This window comes from Alistipes sp. D31t1_170403_E11 (assembly GCF_015553985.1).
GTDB classification, from domain to species: domain Bacteria; phylum Bacteroidota; class Bacteroidia; order Bacteroidales; family Rikenellaceae; genus Alistipes; species Alistipes montrealensis.
Window position 1 is genome coordinate 255,022 of record NZ_JADNHQ010000001.1, and the last position, 26,148, is coordinate 281,169.

Sequence of the window (26,148 nt, forward strand, 5' to 3'; positions counted from 1 at the left end):
TAGAAAAGAGATGTAGAAACATCCGTAAAATAACAATTTTTATTCTTTTTTATTTGGTCAAATGGGATAGGATGCGTATTTTTATACGAATTTATGAAATTCATGAGCATAATCAATCGGCTCTCTGTCACTCCATACCGATAGTACAATGACATTACTCGAGTTGGCAAAATATAAGGAATGTTCTCTTCAAGCGATTCAGGCACAGATAGAGCAGGCCACAGGGGAACATATTCCGCTTAAAAAAGACCATGAGGTATCCGAAAATATACTTCGAACTCTTGTTCCCGAGATTCTCCGAAATCCGAAACGCCATATTACCACACCCCAGTATGATCGACAAGTAACAACTCCGGCCCCGGAAGCTTTATGTTTAGGAAAAGAATACGACGGAATTGTCGACAGAGTTGAAAGTTACGGGATTTTTGTCCGAATCGGTAAAGCATCTGGACTAGTACACCAAACAGAATTGGCCTGGGGACCGGTATACGATCTCGGAAGAATGTTCAAACGGGGTGATTCTGTCCGTGTAAAGGTGCTCGCTTTGCAACAGGATGGGAACAAGCGTAAAATCACCTTGAGTCGCAAACAATGCATCCCGAATCCATGGGAGACGATAGCAGAAAGTCTGGAACGCGGGAGCATCATAGAAGGCACCGTCAAGAAAGTAGTCGAATTCGGAGTTTTTATCGAGTTAGTGCCTGGAATGGAGGGATTGCTCCATATCTCGGAGATGACTCGCCGTCAATATGAAACGTTGAAAGCCTCGGCCTCGAAATCCAGCCCGATCCAAGTCGTAGTGTTGGATGTGAATATGGACAAAAAACAAATCGAGCTGAGTACGTTGCCGTTGATCAAACGCCTGTCCGTAATCTGGGATGGAACAGACGAGCGCTACGTGCCTGGAAAGTCGCATCCGGCAACCGTGGTCGGATTCGACGGAATGCGAGGCGTCTGGGCGGAGTTTGAGGAAGGGGTCGAAACCCTGATTCCTCCCGATGAATTGCAATGGCCCCGAACGAAATCAGCCGTCGACTGGTTGACGGTCGGAAACACGCTCAGAATCACCATTACGGATATCGACAAGTTCAATCACCGTTTGCTAGGAAGCATTCGGGCATGCACTCCCGATCCGTGGATTTTGGCAGATGGTCCCATCGCCAAAGGCGCATTGCTTCCCGTTATCGTGCTCGAACGGAACGTCAGATCCGTCAAAATCGTCACGGACGATGAGTTTAGACTTTTGGGCGAAATTCCCCTCTCCGAACTGTCATGGCAGAAATCTGCAGAAGAGTTAGAGTCCACCGAGATACCTCACCCGGGAGAACGGTTGAAAGCCCGGATCGTGGTCTGGAATCCGGAAAAGCGAATTCTGAAAGCAAGCATCCGCCGAATCGGCAAGAATCCGTGGAACGACATCCGAATCGGCTCCGAAATCACGGGAAACGTAACGGAACCCAATGAAAAAGGCGAGACCCGGATCCTTCTAGAAAATGGTCTTTACGGACTGAGCAGCGAGCCAGGACTGAGTTCCCGCCAGGGTGAAACGATCGACTTCAAAATCATTGGGTACAATCCGTATACCCGGGAAATCCGATTGAGCCACGGGTGCATCTCGTCCGACAATCGAAAAGATGCGATGATAAGGTCATTCTTCGCTCCTGATAAGACAGCGGAGAGCCATAAATCTCGGAATAATCCCGACCTTATAATCTTCGAAGGTGATTCCAATTTTCAGAAGGGCATTCTCATGTCCCGCAATATTACCTTCCAGGGAAGTCCAATCGCACTTCCATTCGCCCGGTCCGTAATGGAGCGCATCCGGGAAGGGAAGGCGCCGTCGAACAAAATCCGCATCCTATCCCGTTTCGGGCATACGCAGGAGTTCGCAGTTTTGGGATACGACGCAACGGAACTTCTCAAAAGCGACGACCTCTGCGAGTGTCTCAACGAAAACGTTCTCTACAAGGCCACCGTACTGGCCCGAACGCCGCTCGCCGTTATCATCGGCGTAAACGGCCGGTACGGTTACATCTCCGCCCGCAATCTTACGGACAACACTGCATCCGAACTAAATGTCTGCCTTATTGAGAATTCGGAAAATCCGTTCGCATTTTCGGAATTTGCCCAAGAACTCCCGAAGGATGGAGTAGAGAGCATTCCCGACGTGGATTCAGAAAGCATCGAATCATTTTTGACACACGAAGAACTGTCCGTTATCGACGATGCCGACCGGACTGTAGTGGAATGGACTCTGTTCCACTGTCCCCACATCACGCGCAGAAACATCAATGTCATCAAACACGAACTGCACCTCACCTACAACACGGACTCCACCCCTGATTTGGCTCTGTTTCTACGTCACCAACCAAACTATTTCAGGGAAAACAATTTTTGGCTCAGTTCATACATAGACAAAGAGGGACGAACTAGAATCATCTTATACGACCGATACGACCTTGTTATCGAAATTCTGGTTTTGCAAAACAGCCTCCGGATCAACGAATTTTCCCACGACAGGAACAAATCGAATGCACAATGGTTGCTGAACCACAATAGAAAGGCCATTTCAATATGCGGACGGAATATCTTCCTTCACGAGCAATTTTACATCGGTGACAATTTTGAAGCCATCGGGCTCAAAATATTCCGGCAGTTCGATGTTGCGACTCGGATTCTTCCCGGACTTAAGCAAGTAATCCGGACACTCAAAGAGAAAGCGGGAGTGGAATACATCACACTCAAAAAGTATCTCTGCTATCAGGAAGATCGGGAAAACGCTTTATACGAGGACCATGTTGTGAACGTAAATGCCGGAGTAGCCCGCATCGACACCTCCCTATTAGCCAACCATCCGACGGCACTTTTCATTCCCGGTGGATCGGCGGACTGCTCTGTGCTGTTTTCCGAGAACGATTCGGATATCTGTCATGTCCTGATCCAGGTTGCAAACAAAACCGTAAAGGGTTTGCTGCAGGAAACCCCACAAAAGCAGGGGTATCTGTTGAGTTTTTTCCACTGCCATCTCGACTTGGATTCGCTCCGGCGATCCGGATTCGAGCTAAGACGCCGCCCCGGTACCCGGCACCTCAAGATGCAGCAGGGGTCAATCGACAATTTCGTGCACGGGTACAACAATTTCGACATCTTCGAAAAACTGAACAACGGCACCCTTACGGCTCCAGAACCAGCGATGGACCTGACCTTCTTCGATGAAAAATTCAACTCCGTAGAAGCTGGCAACAACCAACCGCTGGCAATCAGGAAAGCGGTCAACAACCACGATATTTTCCTGATCCAAGGACCTCCGGGGACCGGTAAAACCTCGATCATTATAGAGATTATCAAGCAACTGTCTATTATCAGGAACGAAAGAGTTTTGGTATGCAGCCAGGCGCACTCCGCCGTCAGGAACATCTACGAGCGGCTCAGCGGCGACGATCGGCTCAAAATCGGGAATATCGATATCGAGGAGACGATGGTTCCCGATGATCTGCAGGAGCATATCAGGTATCTTGAACAAAATCAAAAACTCCTCAGCATGCTGGCTAAAGCTCCGCAGAACGCTCCCGCGATCAAAGAGACCTTTTTAAGAAACTGCGATTATACCTCGTCATCCAAGGAACTATTCCTGAAGCAACACGCAGATCTGTGCGACGACTTCGAACGGCACAACCAGGGGAATACTCCGAAAATCCTGCAGATCATCAGCCAACTCCACCGGAGCCTGTCAGAATTGGGTGACGGCGCAAAGGTATTCAACGATGCCCGCCATTACCGGGGCTTGAATGTAGTAATGGGCACCTGCATCGGTATCGGCATGGATGCCGGACTCCTCAAAAGCGGCATCGTTTTCGACACGGTAATTATCGACGAGGCCGGAAAAGCGAATCTGGCGGAAACGACTGTTCCAATGCAGCTCGGTAAGAAATACATACTGGTCGGTGACGAAAAACAACTTCCGCCCTATATAGATTCTGAGGAGATCTCTGATTTTTTGGGGGCCAATTCCCACCTATCCAAGAAGGAGGTGGAAAATGCAATAAGCTCCTCGCTCTTCGAAGATTTCCTGCGTGAAACCCAACACTTCCCCGAAGAGAGCAAGGTGCTGCTGAATTTCCAGTATCGAATGAATCCCGAAATAGGAGACTATATTTCCACTCTCTTTTACGACGGACAGTTGCGCAACGGCCGGGGGACGGAATTGCAGATGTGCGATCTCGAATCATTCGGCCAAGCCGTAACATTCATCGACACGACCACCGCCGAAAAAGCCGATGGCCGCAATATTGCGTTCGAGGCGGGCAATCCGGGCAACGGCTGGTACAACCCCGGGGAAATCTTGATTTTCAAAGAGCGGGTATTACCGAAACTATTGCATGCCGTCTCCCGGAATCCGGAACTACGGATAGGCATCATCACACCGTACCGCCGTCAACGGAGCAAACTGCAACAGGAACTCGCAAACACACCTTTTTACGACTGCGTTTATACCGTCGATTCGATACAAGGCAGCGAGTTCGATATCGTTGTCTTGTCATTCGTACGTGCATTCGCCGTGAGAAAGGACGGTAGAACGGTAGGTTTTCTCGATGACATGCGCCGGTTGAATGTCGCGCTTAGCCGCGCCAAAAAGAAACTCATTCTCATAGGCAATCTCCGCACGCTCTGTTCGGAATACGCCCATTCCGAGGCGATTATTGGCACGAACCAGGGTCCAAGTCCTGTAAGCGTATTCAGAATGCTCAAGACGTTGCAGGATAAGACCGCCGCGAAGACGTCGCTGGACCTTTTGCGTCAGCATGTTCAGGAAGGAAGTATCCGACCGGGACATGTATTCAAAAACTGCGAGTGGCAGTACGATACCGATTTCGCTGTTTTTCCCATAATAATCGGCGGCGATCGCAGATGGTTCAAACTGAGAAAGACACCCGCCCTGGCGAAATACTCCAAACCGTCGGAACTCATAGATGTGAAATTCATCGGATTCGGAGAAAACGACGGCCGGGCGCAGTTCGAATACCTCCCGGATGTTCCAATCGCACGGCAGATCACCGACGGTCTGATCAGAAATATCACGGGACAGCTATCGGAATGGCTCGACGAAAATGAAACCCAGATGATCATGGAATTCGAAGACGGGTCCTCTCTTGCACTCGAAATCGTTTCGCGGGACGATTTTCTACGCTCGATTCTCAACGGAACCACCTCTCTCCCGCTGTTCATAACCGAGGGCAAAAAATGCTCACTCGACAAACGGTCCTATGCGAATTTTCAACGTTCCCACCATGAGGGGCAAAGGGTAATGATGAAAATAATCGACGACAAGCATCCCAAATACCTTGTCGTCGAATGCGAGGGCGTATTCGGCAAAGTGATCCGGAATTTTCCCCTGCGCGCCGTTGTCGGAAGGTCATATCCCGGCACCATATATCGAATGTGCGATAAATATGTTGTTTTCAATCTCGACAAAAGATGAAGGAGGAGGATTTTTCAAGATATGTCGAAACGAGAAACGGAACGCTGATCGGTTATCATACCATTCCGTTCCCGGTATATGTGGTCCATGTCGGATACGACAGTTTCGATTCGGATCCGTTTTTTCCCATCTATCGAGCGATACTCCAATACGTTGAAGTCGATCCTCGGTTAGAGACATTGCCCTATTTTGCGCGCATTATCGGTTTCGATCTCGAATTACTGAAACGTTGCATAAGATTCCTGCGGGATCAAGAAATGCTCCGATTACACGAAGATGTCTACGTTCTATCTGAAGACGCCCAAAGAAAATACATCAATCCCAACAGCCGTCCGACCGTAAGAGTAACCGGTAGTTTTCTCGTAGACGGTAAAAATCTGGAGTTGCTCCCAGAGGTTGTTTATCGAACTGAGCGGAAACTTCACAACTGGGATGACAACATCTCGGCCCACCTCCCAATCGATCCAGAACTCGATGGCGCACCTTTTGGTAAACTACTGAAAAAATTAAGACGTACCAAAACATTACAACTGTTGCGCCTCGAACCCGACGGAAATAATTTCGAAGTACTCTCCACCGACAAAAAGTTCCTTATAGGCGCTTTTGCCCTCTATTATGTGAACGCAGAAGGAAATATCGTCAAGGAACTGGTGTATGGAAACGAATCCATTTCTTGCGAAGCACTCGGATCTCCTGCGCGCTATATCATCCATATGATATGTAACAAAAAAAAGGAATGGCGATTCGTGGCCAACCTCGGGTTCAGCGTCGAAGACAGCGAAGAGATTTCACAAACAGCCGTCTCATCCCAAAATGATGGATGGGACAATATTTTGGCTGAACGTTATTCGTTTCCGAGAGATACTGTAGTCAAGATGCTATATGCCAAAACAACCGGACTTCCCATAGTAGAGCTGACGGAATCCCTCTTTCGAGTGTGCGCGAATCCCCAATTTATGGTAGATGACTGTAGACGGGGATACATCGAGTTTCCCGTATTCCCCCAAGGCCGGGTGCGATTCTCCATCCGTCATGATCTGAGTCCCATCGTTGATTTCTGCTCACTACTCGACCATTGGAAAGACTGGACTGACAAACCCATCGGAGAATTCGCCGAAATTGTAAACACCGAATATCCCGACTGGCGGGCACTGATGGTACGGCTCAATCGCCTCGACGAACTGGAGCACATAGATTGTGCACGTTTTATACTTAATTAGCGACGCAATAATGGACCAAAACTTCTATTTCAACAACTTGGAATCGACGGAACTGACCGATCGGATCTTTCAACTTATCGACCAAGCTGAAAATTATATAAAGACCGGTAATTTTTTCTTTCAGGATCCGAAATTCCACACAGTGCTTCTCGCAGCGGCAAAACGCGGCGTGGCGATCTTCATCCTGTCCAATCTGTCCGGCAATGAAAATAGGTCGGACACTTCGGCTCGCTACGCCAAAGTCGAAACGGATCCTCATATTCCCAACCTGCATGAGTTGCATCGAAATGGCATTCATGTCCGTTGCAACGACAATCTTCATGCAAAATTTCTCCTGTGCGACGGCGCTGCCGGATTGTTAATGAGTGCGAATTACACTCCCAACAGCCTCTACGGAAATCCCGAAAGCGGAATCGATCTGTCTGGTCAGGAGCTCGCCGACATGGAGTTCGTTTTCGACAAGCTGTTTACGGGCGCCGACATAAAACTGTCGGAAGACGGGAAACAATACCGTTATCTCCGGTCGGAGAACCCACTGCCTGCCAACACATTCGACAAGGTGGGCACGACAAGCCGGCTGCGATTGACGGCAGCCTCGAGAACGCAGACCAACCTGGCAGCCTGCCGTGTTCGGACACTTTACAATTCGATCATCGACATTATTCGGACAGCAGAGCACGAACTTATGATTGTCTCATGGTCATTCAACCAGGTAAAACAATTGCCGGAGTTCCAATCCGCATTGCAGGCGGCAATTCAGAGAGGAGTTGACGTGCATTTATATTACAACAATGAAGCCGAGCCGCAGAAGGTCAAAAGGACGGAGACACAACTTAAAGAACTGCTCGGCACCGCCCTATTTCAACGAATCTGCCACCCTTTTCCATATAACCACTCCAAATGCGTCCTCTCGGAAAAAGACGGTATCCTCTTCACGGCAAACATTGACGGCCGCTCCGGGCTTACGTCAGGATTCGAACTCGGATGTCTCCTGAACAATGATCAACGGAACAAAGCTTTATCACGCATCAAACAACTCACAAAAAATGGAAAATAGTTTTGACAATCACGTGCTCGAATGGAAAGAGATGAATAAACAAGGCCGATTCATTGAAGCCCGTCATTTTTATTTCGAGAAACTTTTTCAGGAAGTGATAGACCAGTTCGTCCAAAGGACAAAATGGCAGCGAAAGCCCGTAGACGTACTTTTTTCGCTGTTAGGTTATACGCCTGAGCCAATCATCCTTGCAGAAAAAGTTTTGAACCCAAGAAAGCACGTAATTCTTCATGATCGAGAAGTGACGTACAATGAAGACAACCTGCGCTATCTACCCCGATTCCTCGACGAAGGTTTTACGAGGATCGAATTGCCCGACGAGTCATTCGCATCGATATACGAGACTTTGAAACAACAAATGGCCTTCAATCCTGGTTCCGATTATGCAATCAACATAACCGGAGGAAAAAAATCAATGGTGGCATCGGCAGCCATTTTCGGGAGAGATTTCAATGCATCCATAATCTACGTAGACTACAATAGCTATGAACCGGATATACGACGACCAATTCCCGGAACAGAAAAAATGGATATCGTATATTCACCGACTCGAGATATTCCGGAATTATTTCATTCGTAAAGGGAATGTTATGATAAATAGGCATAATAAAAGAAGGGTATTTAAATAATCAATTTCTCCGTATTTATTTCCAATCTACTCGATTGCAGTATTATTAGATTAATATTCATGATACAAACATAAATTTGGAAATATAAAAATAATTACATACTTTTACACATAGACATAGGAAGAATAATTGGGAAAAAGAGCGATACATATTCGTGACCCAAAAGACTCAAGACTTGACATAATATACTGATACACAATACACACCCTCTAATATTTACAATTCCCTGAGGGGGTACAGATGGGGTCAAAAGTTGATACAGAAGGGCGTCAGCCAAGTGTCAAACAAAGACCAACTTTTTGTAAAACTCTTGTAGTAAGCGTACTACAAGGGTTTTTTCTTTGTTTGGTTACGGCAGCAGGTAGTCAAAGTGCGACAAAACTGCATACCTAAATCGTAACCAGTTTTCCCAAAACCATTTTGGTTGCGATTTTTCCCTGTTTTTGGTTACAATTTGTCTTAAATGTCCGTTAGTTGTCATTTGATTGTCAGTCGTTTATACCATTTATCAAACTACATTCGTAACCAAAAAACAGAACTATGAAAAACACATTCAGCATCCTTTTTTACCTCAAAATGCAGCAAAAAAAGAACGGGTTACTCCCGATTATGGGGCGGATAACGGTAAACAAGCAGGCTACGCAGTTCTACACGCAGTTAGCCATTGACCCGCTCACGATGGAATGGGATCGTAAATCGCAGAAAGTCAAAGAAAAAGGCGTATCAAACATCAACAACCAACTGCACAACCTCGAAGCGAAGATCAGAATGACCTATTACGAGTTACTGCAAAACAGGACTTTCGTAACCGCCGAGCAAGTAAAAAACAGCTTTCTGGGATTAACCGATTCCACCAATACCATTTTGGGCGTTTTTGCGGAATACAAGCAGCGCCAAAAGGATATGGTCGGCGTCTGTCGTTCGCTCTCCACGTACAAAAGAATCACCCTCGTCTATGACCGGGTAGAAGCGTTCATCAAGGCCGAGTACCGCCGTTCGGATATGTGTGCCGTGGAAGTCGATGCGCTGTTCGTCGATAGGTTTTCCGATTTCCTGTTTACGACATACAAAATATCGAACAATCAGGTGCAGAAAATCATGCAGGTTTTCAAGCACGTCACAAAAATCTGCATCAAAACGGGGCTGCTTTCAGCAGCCCCGTTTGCCGACCATAAAATCAAATTCGACCCTGTTAACCCGAATTTCCTTACGGTGGATGAACTTAAACTTATCCTTCAAAAGTCCTTTACCGAGAACCGGCTGATTACGACCAAAGACCTTTTCGTATTCAGTTGCTTCACCGGATTGGCGTTCGTCGATGCCATGAACCTCAAACGGAGTAATATCACCACGGGCGACGACGGGAAGATGTGGATTAAAATTATGCGTCAGAAAACGAACATTCTTTCGATTATTCCGGTCATGGACCTTGCTATGTCCATCATCAGGAAATACGAAACCCTGCCTGGTGAGTGGGTACTACCCCGCTCCACACAACAGCATATTAATACCTATTTAAAAGAGTTGGCCGAGCGCTGCGGGATCAACAAGCGGTTGACATTCCACATGAGAAGGCATACCTATGCCACTACTGCCATGTCGTTCGGCGTTCCGCTGCCCACCATCGCCAAAACGATGGGACACGCAAATATGCGTATGACCCAGCATTACGCCCGTGTTCTTCCCGAAAAAATCATCAACGACATCAGTGCGCTCAATAACGCGACGCAGCAGATACAAACTCTTTACCAATAAACTACTATATTATGGATGCAGTTCAGACAGCAATCAAAGACAAAATCATCGTTGTTCAGGAGTGTCAGGTGATTCTCGACAGCGATGTAGCAGCCCTTTACGGCGTCGAAACGAAGCGCGTAAACGAAGCGATCAAGAACAACCCCGACAAATTCCCGGACGGGTACATTCTCCAGCTTACCCCGGCAGAATGGGACGATTTGCGGTCGAAAATTTCGACCACAAAATCCGCAAAGGTCCGCTATGCCCCCAAAGCCTTTACCGAAAAGGGACTTTATATGCTGGCGACGATCCTGAAATCGCCTGTTGCCACGCAGACGACAATCGGGATTATCGAAACCTTTGCAAAGGTGAAAGAACTGTCCCGCACGATGTCGGCGTTGCAAGAACCTGCCGACCCGCATCTGCAAGAAGGACTTGCCGAGAAAAGCAGTCGCATCATCAGCGATTTGCTGGACGATGCTTTTGAAACCACGCAGTCCGAAACGACAATCGAGTGCAACCTTGTCGTGCTGAAAGTAAAGCATACGATCACCCGCAAACCGAAATAGCAAGCACTCAAACGAATAGCCGTCCTGCAATTTTAGGGCGGCTTTTTTCGTTATATTCTGACTTGTTTAGAATACAAAATCTATATACATTTGCTTCGACTATGAATGAAAACATAAGATTGGAATGGTTTAAACCGGACCTTACTGCACCTTTGGAGGTTCCTCTGATGGATAGCGGCGTACACGCCGGGTTCCCCTCCCCTGCGGACGACAGCATCGAACAACCGCTTGATCTGAATAAACTGGTAGCCCCGAATCCGAACGCTACATTTTTCGCGCGTGTCGTTGGCGACAGCATGAAAGACGCGCATATCGAGGAAGGCGATCTGCTGGCGGTCGATAAGTCCGCCGATCCACTCGATGGGGATGTCGTGGTGTCTTTTATCGACGGGGAATTTACGCTGAAAACGATCCGGTTTAAAGGGGCGCAGGTTTGGCTTGTCCCTGCAAATGAAAAGTACAAGCCTATCGAGGTTACGACGGACTGCGACTTCCGTGTGTGGGGCGTTGTCAGGTATGTAATCAAGAAAGTCAAAAAATAATGTACGCCCTGGCGGACTGTAATAATTTCTTCGCTTCCTGCGAACGGTTGTTCGCCCCCGATCTGAACGGGCGGCCCGTCGTCGTATTGTCGAATAACGACGGGTGTATCATCGCCCGCAGCAATGAAGCAAAGGCACTCGGGTTGAAGATGGGCGATGCCTACTACCAGCAGGAAACGTTCCTCCAGCGCAACAACGTCGCTGTCTTTTCGTCCAATCTGGAACTCTATGGGTCATGTAAAACTTTACATAACCCATATTATGGAAAGAAAATCGTTATGTTGAATATTTACAGTAATTTATTCGACAATCAAATTGAAGTGACCGAAAGCCGAAATAATATTAATTCATTCGTCGTAGCCTATAAAAATCCGCATCAGGCATTAAATGTTGATTCAGCCACACTTTATACTTTTAGGATGAAATGCATTGACCAACCTATCAATAACAACAAAGATATAATGTCGTTAATTGACTTCTATTTTAGTGAGAATGAGTTAATTCACAGCGTCAATTTTATCCAAGATGAATTTATAGAAAAAATAAATTTGATGAATACAATAAAATAATCCCCTTTTCATCAGATTCCATCCCATATAGGCCAATGATAGACTACAATTATCCGGCTTCGACCGAATGAGTATATAACATTTATTCAAGCATATATCTTATCTAACTCATGCTTAATCTCGCAGAGAGCAAGATGCAGATGATTGGCAACCGTTTTATGCGATATATCCAATCTATGAGCTATCTCGTGGTAATTGAGCCCATCGCGCCTGCTCATCAGAAAAACAGTATACCTCTGCCGGGGCATTTTACGAACCAGCATGCGAACATGACTTTCAATTTCGGAAGCAAAGTAATATGCCTCGATCTGTGAGATTCGTGGTTCAGGCATGAGATGCGATCGGTATTTGCGCTGTACGGCATGCCCCCTGAGATAATCGAATGCCGCATTTTTCCCGATATGATATATATATGCCCGGAGTGAATTTATTGCAGCCATCTGTTCCCGAAAAATCCAAATCTTAATGAAAATATCTTGTACGATGTCTTCTGCAGCAACATCCGATTTAATAATAAATGCAATATATTTTTTGAGTCCCGGCTGGTATCTCGTAAACAAAATTCGGAACGCTTCGTGATCTCCCAGCGATAACCGGATTAATCTTTCTTTGTCATCATACTCCATGTAAGCCCACAAATTAGTAATAATCAGATGAAAAGGCTTACATCCTCTGATAATCAAAGGATGGAAGTCTTTTGCCTTTTGAATGATAAATTACATCACCTCGTCATAAGATGTCCTAACGTAGACTTAGACGAATATTTGGGGATTATTTCAGTTTGAAGTATTTTTTACCCACCGACACAAATCCTAATTTTTCGTGTATCTATCTTTTCCAGAATACTGTAATTGACTACCAATAGAACAAAAATACACTTATTTTCCGGTTTATTGTACCCGATTTCGATTGCATAGCGTTTTTACTTTAATTCATTTTTTATTTGCGTTGACTTGCTTTTCAAACGAGTCAGCCAATCCGGAAAATGTATGCTGTGTCAACGTCTATCGAAATGTTTGTAAACCCCGCACAGGTCCCATACTGCCCGAACCTCATTGTAATGGACCTCAATCTTTGCTGAATCCGAATTAATATCATTTAGACATAGACAATCAGATGCAGCCCCTTTATCTATAATACATAACAACCGTATCCGGGAAGAAATAACATAGTAGATCCTGCCATAAAAAAAGTGAGCGGGGCCCTTGCAATCAGCGAGGTACTTGGAGGAAACCCGAAGCAATGCAAGTGAAAATGCCCACACCCACATATCGTAGCGTAGTAATATACCACAACCGGGCGTGGGACACACGACCCGTCGGGCTGCTTTTCACTTCGTCACTTCTAAAAAAACCTCCAAGTTTTCTCTGAACGAAGGCGTCGCCTATTGGCGGGACGCACTTCAAAGGTAATACTAAAAACTTATTCAGCCAATATTGAAGGATTTTTTGTTCCGTAGTATAGTTTTCGCTATTCACTATTCAACCCAATCAACTTAGGTAGTCACGAAAAAAATGAATATCTCCCCTCCTGAAATCCATCCCGCTACAGGCCGGTTTTTCGACTTTTTCTGCTTGTAATCTCAATGTAAGCAAATTTATTTTTCAACACCTTGAATTTCAGCACAGTTAAGCAGTCGATGTAAGGTTGTTGCAGCTTGGTGTTTCGGGTTTTATCTGCTAACTTTGAAATACACGTCGGCTGATAAACCTATGGAAAAGATGTCGCTCAAAAAAGGAATAATCTGCATCCTCATTTTGTTTTGCGGATTCCCGCTGCAGCAGACGACCGGCCAACAGATGGGCCGGACTCCGAACCATGTGGCGAGCGAATCCCGCAACCGGCATTACCGGCAGGCGTATCTCGAAATGGCGGACATGCTCGACGGGAAAATCCCCTTGAGCATAAAACGTGCGGTCTTCCTCGCGGAGTGGGCTTACCTCGACGGCGACCTCGATTACGACGCTTATTGCCTCGGTATAGATACGGCCGTCGCGTTTCTGCAAATGTTCATTGCGGCAAACGGACTCGGAAGTTACAAGACCGGGAAAAACCTGGCGCTCTCGGAATACTTTTTCCGGCCCTATTCCGGAAACGGGCATAAACCTTTCACCTACGATTTTGCCGATACCGGAGGTAAGGATGATTTTACAAAGCAGTTCGTAACCAAAGTCATGCGGACGCACACCGGGCAGTGCCGTTCCCTGCCGATGTACTACAAAGTGCTGGCCGAGGCTCTCGGCGCCGAAGCATATACCGCGTATGCCCCTGCCCATGTGTTTATCCGCTATCGGAACGAGGATAAGATGTATCCCGAAGAGTGGGTGAACGTGGAGCTTACCACGCACCAGATTACCCCGGAATTCTTTTACAAGGAGCATTTCGAAATCAGCGACAAGGCCATCGAGAACAAGATCTATCTTACTCCTCTGACGGATCGTGAAACCGTTGCGGCGCAGCTTGCCGACCTCGCGTTCGGATACCGGAACAAATTCAAATATTACGACGCATTACCCGCCTCTGCGCGGAGAAATCGCTGGAATACTATCCGCAGCACCCCAAAGCGTGCATAATTCTGGGCAAGTCGCTCGATGCGGCCCTTGTAAAACATCTGAAGGAAAACGGGTGTAAGGAGGACGCTTATACCCGGCAGATCGAAGCGCAATCGGCCGCTCTTTACGAAAAACTGCAAGCATTGGGTTGGGAAGCTATGAGTGAGGAGTTGTATGATAAGCTCGAAAAAGGCAACGAAGAGGGGATGAAAATGCAGGAAGTACTCGCAAAATAAACTGCCGATACAATAACCCTTAAAATTATACGATTATGAAACCTAAACTTTTGACCGCTGCGATTTGCATTATCGCGTTATTTTCAGTAGATTTGACCTACGGGTATCATCCGATTTCACCGTATGCGTATTGTGCCGGGAATCCGATTAAGTATGTTGATCCGGATGGGCAGGAATACCGCGTATCCTTTCATGGAGATGGAGCGCGAGAGTTGTTTGAACAGATTTACAATAGCGGATTTAACGGACAGTTTAAAGTAACATTGACAGATACCGATACGAAAGGAGTATATAAAGTCGGATTGGAAGCCACAAAAGGCGGTGGCGATTTGAGTAAACTGTCCGAGGGCGCACAAAGTTTTTACAGGGGCACAAAGGAAGTTGTAGACCATGAAACGCGAGTTGTGAATATGGCTGTATATAATGGTAAGGAAGGTGTTGATATCGGGAGATACTCCGATGGAGCGATAGATGTCGCCGATATGTCTCAATTTGCACCGATGGACCCGAATGCCGCAGTTCAGCCGGCTGCGACCCAACAGGGAAAGATGATGCACGAATTGCGAGAACAATATGGCAAAGTTATATCAGGAGTTCCGTCGGGGAGTAGTAATATGTATCGGCATAATCACGAACGGGCGGTAGGTTGGGAAAACTCTGTGAATAGGAATACCCGCCTGATAGATGGAGTACAGTCAAGGAATGTATTTATTCAATCGTACCAGTTGCCAAATGGAACTGTAAATAGATTGCTTGTTAGAACTGGAATACCAATAATAAAAGTCACACCTTATGGGAGCCGTTAAAAATATATTTCTGACAGTGCTTTGCCTAAACTGCTTGTCGTGTTCAAAATGCAAGGAAGATAAGGCTTTCAAAGCCGAGTTTCAGAATTGCCTTGAAATCGCATATTTAGTTTCCGGCAATGGCTATTATTGCGATGATGGAACCCGAATGAACGCCTTTGGATGTCTTATCGCCATTACCGGTTACGAAGGCCGTGTGGATCTTTTCGCTAATACCCCAGCTACCTATACTTATTATTCGAACGATTGCGATGTGGATTTAGAAGGTGAAGATCTGAACATATGGAAGCAATGGTATGAAGCTAACAAATGCTCATTTACCCTTGAGAAGGCCGATTCCCTGATTGCGCGATATAGAGAAGTCATCGGCGATCCGGAATTGACATGGCCTGTGCGGGACAGTGTCAAAGTTTTTGAGCTTTAGTCCCGACTGCTCTTTGCAGGCATATTTATTCTGGCTTGTTACCCGGAAACGATATCGGATTTTATAAAACTACTTACAATTTTATCAAAAAGAATATCTCGATGTTCCGGTTTATAGACATGCCCGACGAGCATTGGAACATGCAACATTTCTTTAGGGTTTCAATGCCGCTGATTCATACGGATACAATATTGCTACTGACGATATGATGAACAGGTTTCCTTAAGGGCTATATCCTCGTATCAGAAAAAACTAAGCCGGATTTAGCTATGTCAGCACCTCTGGAGATACATCTGCAACACATTACATAGAAGTTTATATCGACAAAGATCAAAATATAAATTATAGATTTTGCGACAATGAAAAAGACTACCGAAATACTGTGTCCAATTGGTAAGAGGACGCATATTTTTATTTGGGCCGTAATTATTCTGTCATGCTTGTATATATTGCTTGATCCGATTAACCGATATTTCCAGGAGGGTATATTGGGTTTGGTCGGTTATAAATCATATCTTTGCTCTGCACAGGATATGTTTTTTGCTCTGTGTGCTGTAATCGGGCTGCTGAATCTTACAAAGTATCCTCCTCTGGGGTGGACATTGGCAAATATAGCTATTGCGGGGTTTATTGTTTTCCCAATCTATTGTCTTTGTGCAGGGGTGTTATTCCGAACCAATATCATGGATTTATTGTGCATTATGCCCATTCTTTCAGTCATCTTATTATTTGTCATAAATAAAAAAGGTTGCAGACCTGAATACTGGTATTTTTATTTGCCGTTAATCTTCATTTTGACACTTGGTGAAATTATATTTATCGTGTACGCCAGCCGAAATTATCTCTTGAAGGGTTGAAAATGGGCACAACGGGAATAATCATTGATGAAGTATTGGTAAGAAATTTTCTATAGTAATTCGAAAGACTGGAATGAAAACATTCCGGTCTTTATTTATATCCACCCAGACTATTTATAGTGATCTTACCAAGCCTAAACTTTTGACCTCAGCGATTTGCATTATCGCATTATTTTCAGTAGATTTGACCTACATCCGATTTCACCGTATGCGTTCTGTACCAACAATCCGATTAATTTTGTCGATCCGGACGGAAAGGATTCGTATCATTACAATGTGGCAACAGGCGAAAAAATTTGGGTGAGCGATGTCGGCGGGAAAGATACTCAATATGTAGATTTAGTATCTGTCGGTGATGACGGTTCTGTACAGATTATTGGTTCTGCGGCTGTAAATGGAGCTGACATATATTGGAGAAGTCAGAGTCGGAAAAGAGCAGGGCTGGGGTGTCGCTCCTGTCGATCTTTGGGAAGATTTACCCGGCGGGCTTTCCGGACAAGGTGGATATACCTATGACATGAACGATTTTAAAATGCGGTATGAAGTTCGTAATGGAGATTCACATGCCATGAAACAGGCGTTAGCAAATTTTGAAAATCAAGGTATTGCTGAACCATTGACAGGTACAAATTATTGGAATACTTATGGTCAAACTTTGGGAACGTTGAATTTATTCGGACAGTATTTCAATATGATGAACGATGTGTCTGGGTATATGGGAGGAGGTATAAAAGGCAATAGAAGATATAATATGCAGGCTGGTGGGCAATCGAGAGTGTCGAATTCCGGCCCGTCCATGCAGAAGTTCAATATGTTCAGGGCACAACATGCAGGTCAGTTCAGCGGATATAAAGGACGCGGTTCAAATACAAAAGCAGCATGGAACGCTTATCTCAAGGCTTATGGATATAAATAAAAACACCAAGATCACCACTTTACTTTTTTTCGTATCGTTATTGTCGGTATTTGGTTGCCGGCCAAAAGAATACGAATATGTAAGGGCGTATGTGTATGAAACGAAGACCTATCCGTTAAGGGATAACTATTTCAAGATGAATATCAGCTATGAGTTCGAGTATAAAGGTGATACGATAAGAGGAGTTTACTCCACACATAAATTGCCTGTTGCGCAGAAAGGTGATAGCCTGGTGCTGAAATATCCCATTGGTAAGCCCGAAAAAAATGAGGTCGTAAGTGTTGTGAAAGTTGTAAAAGGTAGAATTCAGCTTTAAGTCTTTTGTTTTGCGTAAGGTCAATCCTATATCACGAAAAAAGATTTCACCTAATTGTTATTGAAATTAATACTAATTCATCTTTGTAAATACCGATCCGATGATAAATACTGAACGTTAACCCTTGACGATTCAGTAATTCGATACCTTTCAGGTGGAGATTACGATAATGCAGATTGATTAATAAACAGCGGTATAGGCTTTAGATTCACATTTTGCAAAAGAAGAAAGATATACATTCGTTGGCCCCACAGAGGATATGCCTGAAATGGGTGATGAATATGTCTATCTGGCCAACCGAAACAAATCGTTCGGGGAATATGAGATTTCGACCGGCAAAATTATCGTTGATTAATGCGGTACTCCTTTTTATGGCTGACAAATTATTGTCAGCCATTTTTTGATTTTATTTTACACAATCAGCTCAAGGCTTTGTGCCAACAGGGCGCTGTTCCATGACCGGTTCAATAATTCCTTCGTCAAAAGGGTCTCCATAGTTGAACTTCTGCCGAACCGCCCATGCCGTCATTTCTTCTTCGGGATATACCGTGAGCAGAGCAGTGACGGCTTCCGTCGAAACGATCGCCGGATCGAGCCATAAACGTTCCTGCTCCGAAGTGAGTATCTTCGGCATCCGAAAGGGATTGCTTCCGCCATTGTGTATTTTTTGCATCATGTCGTTGGTTTCGGTCGTTATCAAGACGAACGACAGCACCTTCTCTCCGGTCTGGGGATTCGTCCATTCGTCCCAAAGCCCGGCGATCGAGAATATTTCCTTGTCTTTCAATTTCGTGAAGTAATACTGAGCTTTCCCGTCCGGCAATCGGTGAGGTTCGAAAAACCCTGTAACGGGGATAATACACCGGTTATGCTGCCACAGCATCCGCCACGGCCACTTCTCGAAAAGCGTCTCGGCCCTTGCATTTTTGAACAGATTCTCCCGGTCAAAACGTTCTACATCATCGGGCTTTGCAGTTCTTGGAATCAGCCCCCATTGCATTACTTGTAGTTTATCGCTCCCAGAAACAATGACACATTGCGGCTCGGCGCAAGCGGGGATGACGTATATATCCTCGGCCAATCGAATGTCGTAGACACTGACCTTGTGTCCGGGGTCGGCTTCCTGCCTGGCCCTTTCTTCCTGTTCCTGCTCGGCGAGTACCTGCCGGGCAGCTTCGATAATATCCAACTGCTTACCGTACCTTTTGGCTACGGCCGCTGCATTTGCTGACAGAGAGGTGAAAAAACACATAAACAAAAATTCTTTACAAAGTTAGATGGCAATATCTATTCGGTCGCTCCATTTGGTCGTAGGACATTTCGAAAGCATCTCGCGCCGCAGCCGAGTATTATTCTGCCCGGTCAACTCCGCGCCCAGCACCACAAGCCGGCTGTCAAGGTTCAGCGGACCGTTCACCTCGTCCACGGCAGCCTGCAAGCGTCGTAATTGCTCGATGTTGGGCTCCTGATGGAACATGTTAAATTGCACCGCTTCGGCCGGAATAAGGTCCGAAAGAGTTACCGTCGCCCGTTTGAACAGGAACGGTCTCTCACCGGGAGTATAGGTCGGCCAGATCGCCTTGAGCAGCGTCATGGCATACGGAATCATCTCGAACGTATTATCCGTAGGTATGGGAAACTCGATCTGCAGCCCCCGGTAGGTCTGCCGCTGGTACTCGTTGAAGGGATTGGTTTCAATGCCGACATAGATGCGCCGGGCATAGGAACTTTGGTCGCGGAGTTTGCGGGCGGAGGAACTGAGGTCACGGACCACGGCGGCCTTTACCTCGTTGAAATCGGAAGTCATTTTCCCGAATGCCCGCGACGTGCATATCTCCTGCTTGTCGGGCGGCGCCAGCTCCAGGCTGATGCAGGGCGTCCCGTTCATCTCGCGCCAGAGGCGGTCGCCGACGACGGTCATGTTCTTGCGCACCTACTCGAGCGGCAGAACGGAGAAATCGTAGGCCGTGCGGACGCCCATCGCCGTCAGGCGCTTCTCATGCCGCCGACCGATGCCCCACACATCGCCTATAGGCAGCTTTTTCAGCGCCTCTACACGCTTTTCTTCCGTGTCGATAATGTAGAGCCCCCGCCGGGCGTCATCCGTCTTGGCCAGCTTGTTGGCGGCTTTGGCCAATACCTTCGTCAGGGCTATATCCAAGCAGATCGGGATGCCGATCCCCCGCCGGGTAGTGCGGATGATGTCGCGTCCCAGCTTTTCGAAATCGAATCCTTCCATCCCTGTGAAATCGAGGAACCCTTCGTCGATGCTGTACCGCTCATAATTGGGGGGGGGTGAAAGATGAAAATATACTGTGCATACGGTTACTCAAATCGCCATAAAGCTCATAGTTAGATGAGAATGTAACAATCCCATGCTGCTTTATAGTGTCTGTTATTTGAAACATCGCGTCGCCCATCTTGACGTATTTCTTTGCTAATCTGTTCATTGCTATCGCACAGCCGTCATTATTCGAGGCCACGATAATGGGCTTTCCATAGAGCCACGGCTGCACGGATTCCTCACAGGAACAGTAGAAAGAATTTCCGTCCGCAAGACCTACCATCTGCCGGGGATTCAAGGGCAATAGTTTCTGACTCATTTCTTATTTCTTACCTCCCTTCTTTACCCTTAACTGCCCCCCCCCAAAGCAGGCGTTCATTATCTTCGGAGATGTGGATTGGGGCGTAATCCTTGTTGCCGGGCATCAGCCAGACCTCCCCGTTGTCGCGCACCTCAACGTATTTCATAGTGAAGCCGTCGGGTGTGACGCATACGGCCAAGTCGCCCCACTGGGGTTCGAGCATCCGATCTACGATCACCGAATCGCTGTCCTCGATGTCGTCGTCAATCAGGGAAATGCCCCGCACCTTCCCGAAGAAGGTGCTGACCGGGTTGGAAATCAGCTCTTCGTTCAGGTCGACGAGCCCCTCGACGGGAACGTCGCTCTCCGGAAAATACGAGGCTTGGATCGCCCGTCGCTCGAACAGTGCGGGTTGTTCCTTCTGAGGCAGATGCTTGATGAGCCGGGTGCGCCGTTTCTTAAACCTCCGGACTTTGATGACGACCGTAACGACGCCCAACACCCGCACTTCGGTTTCGCCGTCGACAGGAAGCGTGTCATCCGTGCCGCCGCCGAGAAGCCATAGCTCACGTCCCTTTTTGCGGATGTATTTCAGCACGCGCTCGCCGCAGACCTCGCAGAATGCGAGGTCCCCGGTACGCGGGGCAAGGCTCGTGTCGAAGAGGATGCCGTCGCCCTGCTCCAGCTCCTCTTCGACCATATAGTAGTCCCGAACGCGGGCATAGTAGGTCGCACCCGGGTTGAGTATTAGGACTTCGTTCAGGTCGATGCGGTCGCCGATATAGTCCATGGCCGGCGAGGGGAATCCCGCCGGAATTCCCTCGCTGACGTATGGCAGTGCGTTGACCTTTGTCGTAACAAGTCCGTATATATCGAAATGAATATTCATAGGTACAGTTATGGCGCAGGGAATACAATGGCAGCACGCAACGTCATTAGACATTGTGTTGTCATTTCATCAATTATTTAAGCCGGCCGTATACCGGCAATGTACCAGATTGGAAGTTGCGTCCTTTTCGTAGTACTCTCCTGCGGAGTTTATGTGCAAAAATAACGGAAAATTTCGTGCCTATGTTGTATGAGCATAAAATGATAGTGCGAGACACACATACTTTTCATCGCTTTTTTATGTTTTAAGGTCCATTTATATTATCTTTGATCGTCACCTTGCATTCTCCTATGATAAACGGAACAAACAGAATACTGATATTCATTATCCTAAGCCTCGGGATATGCGCTGGATGTCAGGGGAATAAAGTTGTCGATGCCAAATTGACCCAGGCAAAACAATATATGCACTCCCGACCGGATAGTGCGCTACAAATCATTGCCAGCCTCAAACCCGAAGATATTTCCCGCCGCAGCACCCGGGCAAAATACGCTCTTTTATACTCACAGGCACTCGACAAAAATGAAATCGATCTGACTTCAGACTCGTTGATACGTCCGGCTGTAGACTATTACCGAAATCATGGAAGGAATATCGACAAGGCAAAAGCATGGTACTACCTGGCGCGAATTTACGATAACCAAGGTGATTTGGATAATGCAATAAAATCCTATATCGAAGCCGAGCGTTTCATGGTGGGGACCCGAGCGCGTAGATTACTGGCAATGCTTTATGCCAATATCGGGAATCTCTATACCATGCAATACAGTTTTGAAGAGGCGCTGTTCATGTATGACAAAGCCCTTGAGGTATATCGGCCTTTGCAAACGGTAAATGAAGCGTATGTATTACAAGCCAAGGCAAGTACGCAAAGTATCCTTGAACAATACGACGAAGCATTGGAAACTCTCGCCCAAGCGGAAAAAGTCGCATTGGAGCATAGTGACACCACCTGTCTTTTGAACATAGCACAGTCAACTGCTGCGACCATCATGGAGATGGACGATAACCTATCCTCAGCAAAAGAAGCCAAGTCCGTTATTTTTAGCGTATCTCGGGAATACAACAGGGGTAATATACCAGACGATATGCTTCCTCTGCTTAGTGATTGCTACTATGAATTGAACCAGATCGATTCTGCAAAATATTATGCTTTAAAAGCATTGGACCATGCAGAGGACGATCAGGATTATCGGTCTTTGGGCATATATGCTATGCTGGCAAAAATATACGAGACCGAAACCGATTATAATGCGGCTAATGAATATTTGCATCGCCGGATCTTGCTGACCGATTCGCTGGACGAAAGAGATAAACTCAACCTCGTGCAGGATTTGGAGCAGAAATACCATACCAAACAAGTACAACAGTCCTATAAGAGGCTTCGGAACCAGCATATTGCGATTTCTATTTTCGCTTCGCTTGTTATAATCATTTTGGGAGGCGTTGCCTGGATCATTCATCGAAGACGGAAGGAACAGCGGGACGAATATCTGGGTTTTGCGGATTTGATAAAGAGCGATCATTTGTCGCTTCAAAAAAAATATGCTGAGTTGGAACTTCAATTCGAAAACCTGCATGGCCGGAAAGACGAGAAATCGCGCCGTCTTTTTGCCGCACTGGACAACCGGCTTCAGAGTTTGCAGAAGATACTGGAACTTGCTTCCACCTATGAAGGGAATGCCGACGTATTTTATGAGAAAGTCCGCAAGCACTTAAAGATAGAGGGTAATAAGTCCGGCAAGGCATTGGACGATTTATTCGACATCACGAATCTCTATTATAACGACATCATTATTTACTTGCAGGCACATTATCCGAAATTGAATCAGGATGATTTAGCCCTTTGTTGCATGATATGTCTCGGTTTTTCGCCTCAGCAAACCCGACTGATATTCAATCATACGAACAGCTACAGCATCTACACCAAGCGGTCAAAATTGCGGTCTAAACTGGGGCTTACCGACACGGATAATCTGGAGGATTTTTTTACAAAATGTATCAAAATACTCGAAAAACAACTGTAATGCATTAGTTTATAGCATTATATATTTTCCAATAAAGAGAAGTCAAACCGACTTCTCTTTATTGTTTGTGCTAACTGGTTGATAATGTGGTGCTTGAATAATGAATGATATGGGTATGATAAAATTTTAGACTTAATTCGCTGAATATGTGAATTTTGCACGCAAACCTATCATATCAGAAAATGGCATTTTGGGGCCTGAACGTACGATTTCTTCCGTAGCTTTGTCTCATCAAACAATCCCCAAAAATCATAAATTATGAAAAAGAGTTCTTGCTTTCTGCTGCTGTTTGCAGCCATCGTTTCAATGGCCACAACTTTTTCCGTCGATGCCCGTCCTAAGAGACCAAAGAAGGACATTCACATCACTGTCATTAAACATCCCAGGCCCCATATCCATCGTAGTCTCTACCAGAGTATCGAGGTGGCAGTCGATGCCGAGAGCAACTTCGTAGATGTTGCATTCAATGAAAACCTCGGTTCGGTGACAATCTATGTCCTAAACCCGATGGGACAGGCAATCACCAAATACGAGTGCAACACGGATATGGAGCCGCTTGCTTTCATTCCTTGTAATATGGAGGAGGATGGAGTATATACCATCAAAATATTCGGCAAAGATCTGGAAGCATTCGGCTATTTCGACATGCTGGAGTAATGAGAACCGAGGTTTTCAAAGCGCATCATTGGTTATTCGGGATAAGTGTATTATTGAGTATCCTGATTTGCGGATGCAATTCCAGGCCGGCATCGGAACTTCGGGTGGAATGGGTCTATGTGAATAACTCGTCGGAAAATATTGAAGTTACAAGGTTTTGGGGCTTTAGTTATAAGGAAAACGAGAAATTCACAGTCCCGGTCGGGAAGAGCTATACGATAAAATTCAATAGCATCGGGACTAAAATCATTGATCCCAAAGGTTTTGGAACGCCGTTCGACCTCACAAGTAAATGCGTTGTGAAAACCGGAAACAGAACTGTAACGGTCAAAGAATGTCAGGGCATACGAAGTGTGGATAGCTATAAAATCGAAAAAGTAAATGATAATCATTATCGTTTCTTATATGTTTTTACGGATAAGGCAGCCTGGTAAACTGGTGCCTTCGGTTCCTGATTCGGAATAAAGTGGAAGCCGAAAAACTTTACGAGTAGGCACATATTAACTAATCCATTATGATTATGAAATTTTCAAAAATCTGCATTTTGGCTATGGCTGCATTCGCGGCTTATGCTTGTGCGAAAAGTGATGAGGTCGATACTTCATCCGTCAACCCGGAAACACAGGTGTCCGTAGAGGATGCCGATATTCAGTGCATCGACGGTACGCTGCATTTTCCCTCTCCCGAATCGTGTTTTAAGACAATGGATGCGCTTGTTTCGGATGAGGATTTGAGTTCTTTTGAAAAAGAGCATAATTTTACATCTGTTCGCTCGTTCACAGACAGTATGCTGGACGAACTGATCGAGTGTGAAACTCCTGAAGAATATCAGGCTATTCTGGAAACCTGCTCGGACTATCTTGTGGAAGAGGACGGGCGACTTATGCCTAAAATCGTTTCATTCGCTTATGCGAGCATTGCAGATATTAATGGTGTTTTCTATGTCGATGGTATCAAGCACACCGTTTCCGGGGACAAAATTATGATTGAAACGACAGACCCGGCTACTCGCGCAAGTGTCGTTAAGGAAATCGACTACGTTGCTCCTATGAACGCTAATTCGGAAACGCGTGGCGAAACGAATCAGAAATATTATGACAACCGCTATCAAAAAGGTAAGTATAAGGTATTTGGCCGTACTCATATTTTGAGGATGGTTATTGCCAAAGATGGCGGACATGGAACAACAGTTTATGAATCTTCTTTCGCTATGGAATTACAGCTTTCAGGCCAGAAAAAGAAAACATTGATCGGCTGGAACACATACAGTGATAAATTTACGATTACACATTTATCTTTTGAGGTTTGGATTGGAGGTAAGCATTTTTATTTTAATCCTGATCGTAAACCATTCTCTCTAACATCCGGATCAACTAAAAGTTTTAAACATCGAATTGCCATTGGCGGCCTTTGGGTTAGTTCACCTGAAGTCCTTATGCCCATTCCCGAAAACTTTTATATGATACGTTGGAGGGCTTTGAGCGGTGCGCTTGGTAATTGTGGCGCTGTAACAGAGGAATGGAGAAAAGGTATGCCTTCTATAATGCTTCCGTTATCAAACTGCATGTAAATCATGGGGAAGGGGATATAATTGCCCCTTCCCTTTAATTATCAAACAAATGAAACGCTTATTCTTGTTTTTATCTTTGACATTGAGCCTTGCCGCGTGCAAAGACGAAGAACGCAGTACATCCTATGAGGATATGATTTATTTTACAGAAAACCCGTCCTCGGTCGGTGGTTATATTTCACCGATAACAAAGCTCGATGCAAAACCAAATTCGCAGGTAGAGTTACTTGTCTGGCGAAATGCTTTCGCAGCAAAAGATCATCCTAAACAGAATGTGCAGATAGTCGTGGATCAAAAACTCTCCACGGCCGAAGAAGGTCGCGATTTTTCCATTTCGGAATCGAGTTTAAATTTTAAAGGTAAAAATAATACCTCTATTCCGGTTTCTGTAAATATCCACTCTGCCGCAGGTAAAACGATTGTTCTGCAACTCGTTTATGAGTATTACAATGAATGTCCTGTCGAGGGTCGGATGGCTGACCGTCTGAAAATTAAAGTAAAATAAGGATGA

At 45.8% G+C, this 26,148-nt stretch carries 23 protein-coding genes; 17 read left to right on the forward strand and 6 right to left on the reverse strand.

Going from position 1 to position 26,148, the window contains the following annotated elements; all coding sequences use genetic code 11:
* The first annotated feature begins 148 nt into the window (after nucleotides 1-148).
* From I2E69_RS01005 to I2E69_RS15420, 8 genes are all read left to right on the forward strand, one after another.
* Nucleotides 149-5,479 carry an AAA domain-containing protein gene (locus I2E69_RS01005; protein WP_195458288.1) on the forward strand — a complete coding sequence of 1,777 codons (5,331 nt, stop codon included), beginning with the start codon at nucleotides 149-151 and terminating at the stop codon, nucleotides 5,477-5,479.
* The gene (locus I2E69_RS01010) at nucleotides 5,476-6,699 is read left to right on the forward strand and encodes a hypothetical protein (RefSeq protein WP_195458289.1); all 1,224 of its coding nucleotides are present in this window, start codon (nucleotides 5,476-5,478) and stop codon (nucleotides 6,697-6,699) included. Before I2E69_RS01005 ends, I2E69_RS01010 begins: the two co-directional genes overlap by 4 nt.
* Before the next feature lie 10 nt (nucleotides 6,700-6,709).
* Nucleotides 6,710-7,756: a phospholipase D-like domain-containing protein gene (locus I2E69_RS01015; RefSeq protein ID WP_195458290.1), complete on the forward strand. Its 1,047-nt coding sequence runs from the start codon at nucleotides 6,710-6,712 to the stop codon at nucleotides 7,754-7,756.
* Nucleotides 7,746-8,336, forward strand: a complete 591-nt coding sequence (locus I2E69_RS01020; RefSeq protein WP_195458291.1) for a hypothetical protein — start codon at nucleotides 7,746-7,748, stop codon at nucleotides 8,334-8,336. The genes I2E69_RS01015 and I2E69_RS01020 overlap by 11 nt, the downstream gene beginning before the upstream one ends.
* Nucleotides 8,337-8,925: 589 nt before the next feature.
* The gene (locus tag I2E69_RS01025; protein ID WP_195458292.1) at nucleotides 8,926-10,140 is read left to right on the forward strand and encodes a site-specific integrase; all 1,215 of its coding nucleotides are present in this window, start codon (nucleotides 8,926-8,928) and stop codon (nucleotides 10,138-10,140) included.
* A gap of 11 nt (nucleotides 10,141-10,151) precedes the next feature.
* Nucleotides 10,152-10,691 carry an ORF6N domain-containing protein gene (locus I2E69_RS01030; RefSeq protein ID WP_195458293.1) on the forward strand — a complete coding sequence of 180 codons (540 nt, stop codon included), beginning with the start codon at nucleotides 10,152-10,154 and terminating at the stop codon, nucleotides 10,689-10,691.
* A 101-nt stretch (nucleotides 10,692-10,792) separates the two neighbouring features.
* Entirely contained in the window at nucleotides 10,793-11,233 is a 441-nt protein-coding gene (locus I2E69_RS01035) for a LexA family protein (RefSeq protein ID WP_009598571.1), read from the forward strand.
* Nucleotides 11,233-11,802 carry a hypothetical protein gene (locus I2E69_RS15420; protein WP_410489080.1) on the forward strand — a complete coding sequence of 190 codons (570 nt, stop codon included), beginning with the start codon at nucleotides 11,233-11,235 and terminating at the stop codon, nucleotides 11,800-11,802. Before I2E69_RS01035 ends, I2E69_RS15420 begins: the two co-directional genes overlap by 1 nt.
* An 86-nt stretch (nucleotides 11,803-11,888) precedes the next feature.
* On the opposite strand, the gene I2E69_RS01045 is transcribed toward I2E69_RS15420, so the two are convergent.
* Nucleotides 11,889-12,428 carry an RNA polymerase sigma-70 factor gene (locus I2E69_RS01045; RefSeq protein ID WP_195458294.1) on the reverse strand — a complete coding sequence of 180 codons (540 nt, stop codon included), beginning with the start codon at nucleotides 12,426-12,428 and terminating at the stop codon, nucleotides 11,889-11,891.
* A gap of 1,086 nt (nucleotides 12,429-13,514) precedes the next feature.
* On the opposite strand from I2E69_RS01045, the gene I2E69_RS01050 reads away from it, so the two are divergent.
* From I2E69_RS01050 to I2E69_RS01070, 5 genes are all read left to right on the forward strand, one after another.
* On the forward strand, nucleotides 13,515-14,375 hold the full coding sequence (locus tag I2E69_RS01050) for a hypothetical protein (protein WP_195458295.1): 861 nt from the start codon (nucleotides 13,515-13,517) through the stop codon (nucleotides 14,373-14,375).
* A gap of 250 nt (nucleotides 14,376-14,625) precedes the next feature.
* On the forward strand, nucleotides 14,626-15,396 hold the full coding sequence (locus I2E69_RS01055) for a hypothetical protein (RefSeq protein ID WP_195458296.1): 771 nt from the start codon (nucleotides 14,626-14,628) through the stop codon (nucleotides 15,394-15,396).
* Nucleotides 15,383-15,820, forward strand: coding sequence for a hypothetical protein (locus tag I2E69_RS01060; RefSeq protein ID WP_195458297.1), 438 nt, complete (start codon nucleotides 15,383-15,385; stop codon nucleotides 15,818-15,820). The genes I2E69_RS01055 and I2E69_RS01060 overlap by 14 nt, the downstream gene beginning before the upstream one ends.
* Nucleotides 15,821-17,071: 1,251 nt before the next feature.
* On the forward strand, nucleotides 17,072-17,593 hold the full coding sequence (locus tag I2E69_RS01065; RefSeq protein WP_195458298.1) for a hypothetical protein: 522 nt from the start codon (nucleotides 17,072-17,074) through the stop codon (nucleotides 17,591-17,593).
* Nucleotides 17,594-17,729: 136 nt separating this feature from the next.
* Entirely contained in the window at nucleotides 17,730-17,909 is a 180-nt protein-coding gene (locus I2E69_RS01070) for a hypothetical protein (RefSeq protein WP_195458299.1), read from the forward strand.
* Nucleotides 17,910-18,333: 424 nt separating this feature from the next.
* On the opposite strand, the gene I2E69_RS01075 is transcribed toward I2E69_RS01070, so the two are convergent.
* From I2E69_RS01075 to I2E69_RS01085, 5 genes are read right to left on the reverse strand one after another with little or no spacing between them, the layout of a single operon-like run.
* Entirely contained in the window at nucleotides 18,334-19,161 is an 828-nt protein-coding gene (locus I2E69_RS01075) for an SOS response-associated peptidase (RefSeq protein WP_195458300.1), read from the reverse strand.
* A gap of 21 nt (nucleotides 19,162-19,182) precedes the next feature.
* On the reverse strand, nucleotides 19,183-19,830 hold the full coding sequence (locus I2E69_RS15165; protein WP_229095314.1) for a DUF4113 domain-containing protein: 648 nt from the start codon (nucleotides 19,828-19,830) through the stop codon (nucleotides 19,183-19,185).
* A 12-nt stretch (nucleotides 19,831-19,842) separates the two neighbouring features.
* Entirely contained in the window at nucleotides 19,843-20,148 is a 306-nt protein-coding gene (locus I2E69_RS15170) for a hypothetical protein (protein WP_229095315.1), read from the reverse strand.
* A 40-nt stretch (nucleotides 20,149-20,188) separates the two neighbouring features.
* On the reverse strand, nucleotides 20,189-20,512 hold the full coding sequence (locus tag I2E69_RS15175; protein WP_317191081.1) for a hypothetical protein: 324 nt from the start codon (nucleotides 20,510-20,512) through the stop codon (nucleotides 20,189-20,191).
* A 10-nt stretch (nucleotides 20,513-20,522) separates the two neighbouring features.
* Nucleotides 20,523-21,383 carry a S24 family peptidase gene (locus I2E69_RS01085; protein ID WP_195458301.1) on the reverse strand — a complete coding sequence of 287 codons (861 nt, stop codon included), beginning with the start codon at nucleotides 21,381-21,383 and terminating at the stop codon, nucleotides 20,523-20,525.
* A gap of 290 nt (nucleotides 21,384-21,673) precedes the next feature.
* Here I2E69_RS01085 and I2E69_RS01090 point away from each other — a divergent pair, with 290 nt between their 5' ends.
* The 4 genes from I2E69_RS01090 (at nucleotide 21,674) to I2E69_RS01105 (ending at nucleotide 26,142) form a co-directional block, all read left to right on the forward strand.
* Entirely contained in the window at nucleotides 21,674-23,410 is a 1,737-nt protein-coding gene (locus tag I2E69_RS01090) for a tetratricopeptide repeat protein (protein ID WP_195458302.1), read from the forward strand.
* A gap of 258 nt (nucleotides 23,411-23,668) precedes the next feature.
* A complete protein-coding gene (locus I2E69_RS01095; protein ID WP_195458303.1) occupies nucleotides 23,669-24,067 on the forward strand; it encodes a DUF3244 domain-containing protein in 399 nt (132 codons plus the stop codon).
* Between the two features lie 520 nt (nucleotides 24,068-24,587).
* Nucleotides 24,588-25,637: a hypothetical protein gene (locus I2E69_RS01100; protein ID WP_195458304.1), complete on the forward strand. Its 1,050-nt coding sequence runs from the start codon at nucleotides 24,588-24,590 to the stop codon at nucleotides 25,635-25,637.
* Between the two features lie 49 nt (nucleotides 25,638-25,686).
* On the forward strand, nucleotides 25,687-26,142 hold the full coding sequence (locus I2E69_RS01105) for a hypothetical protein (protein WP_195458305.1): 456 nt from the start codon (nucleotides 25,687-25,689) through the stop codon (nucleotides 26,140-26,142).
* The last annotated feature ends 6 nt before the right edge of the window (nucleotides 26,143-26,148 follow it).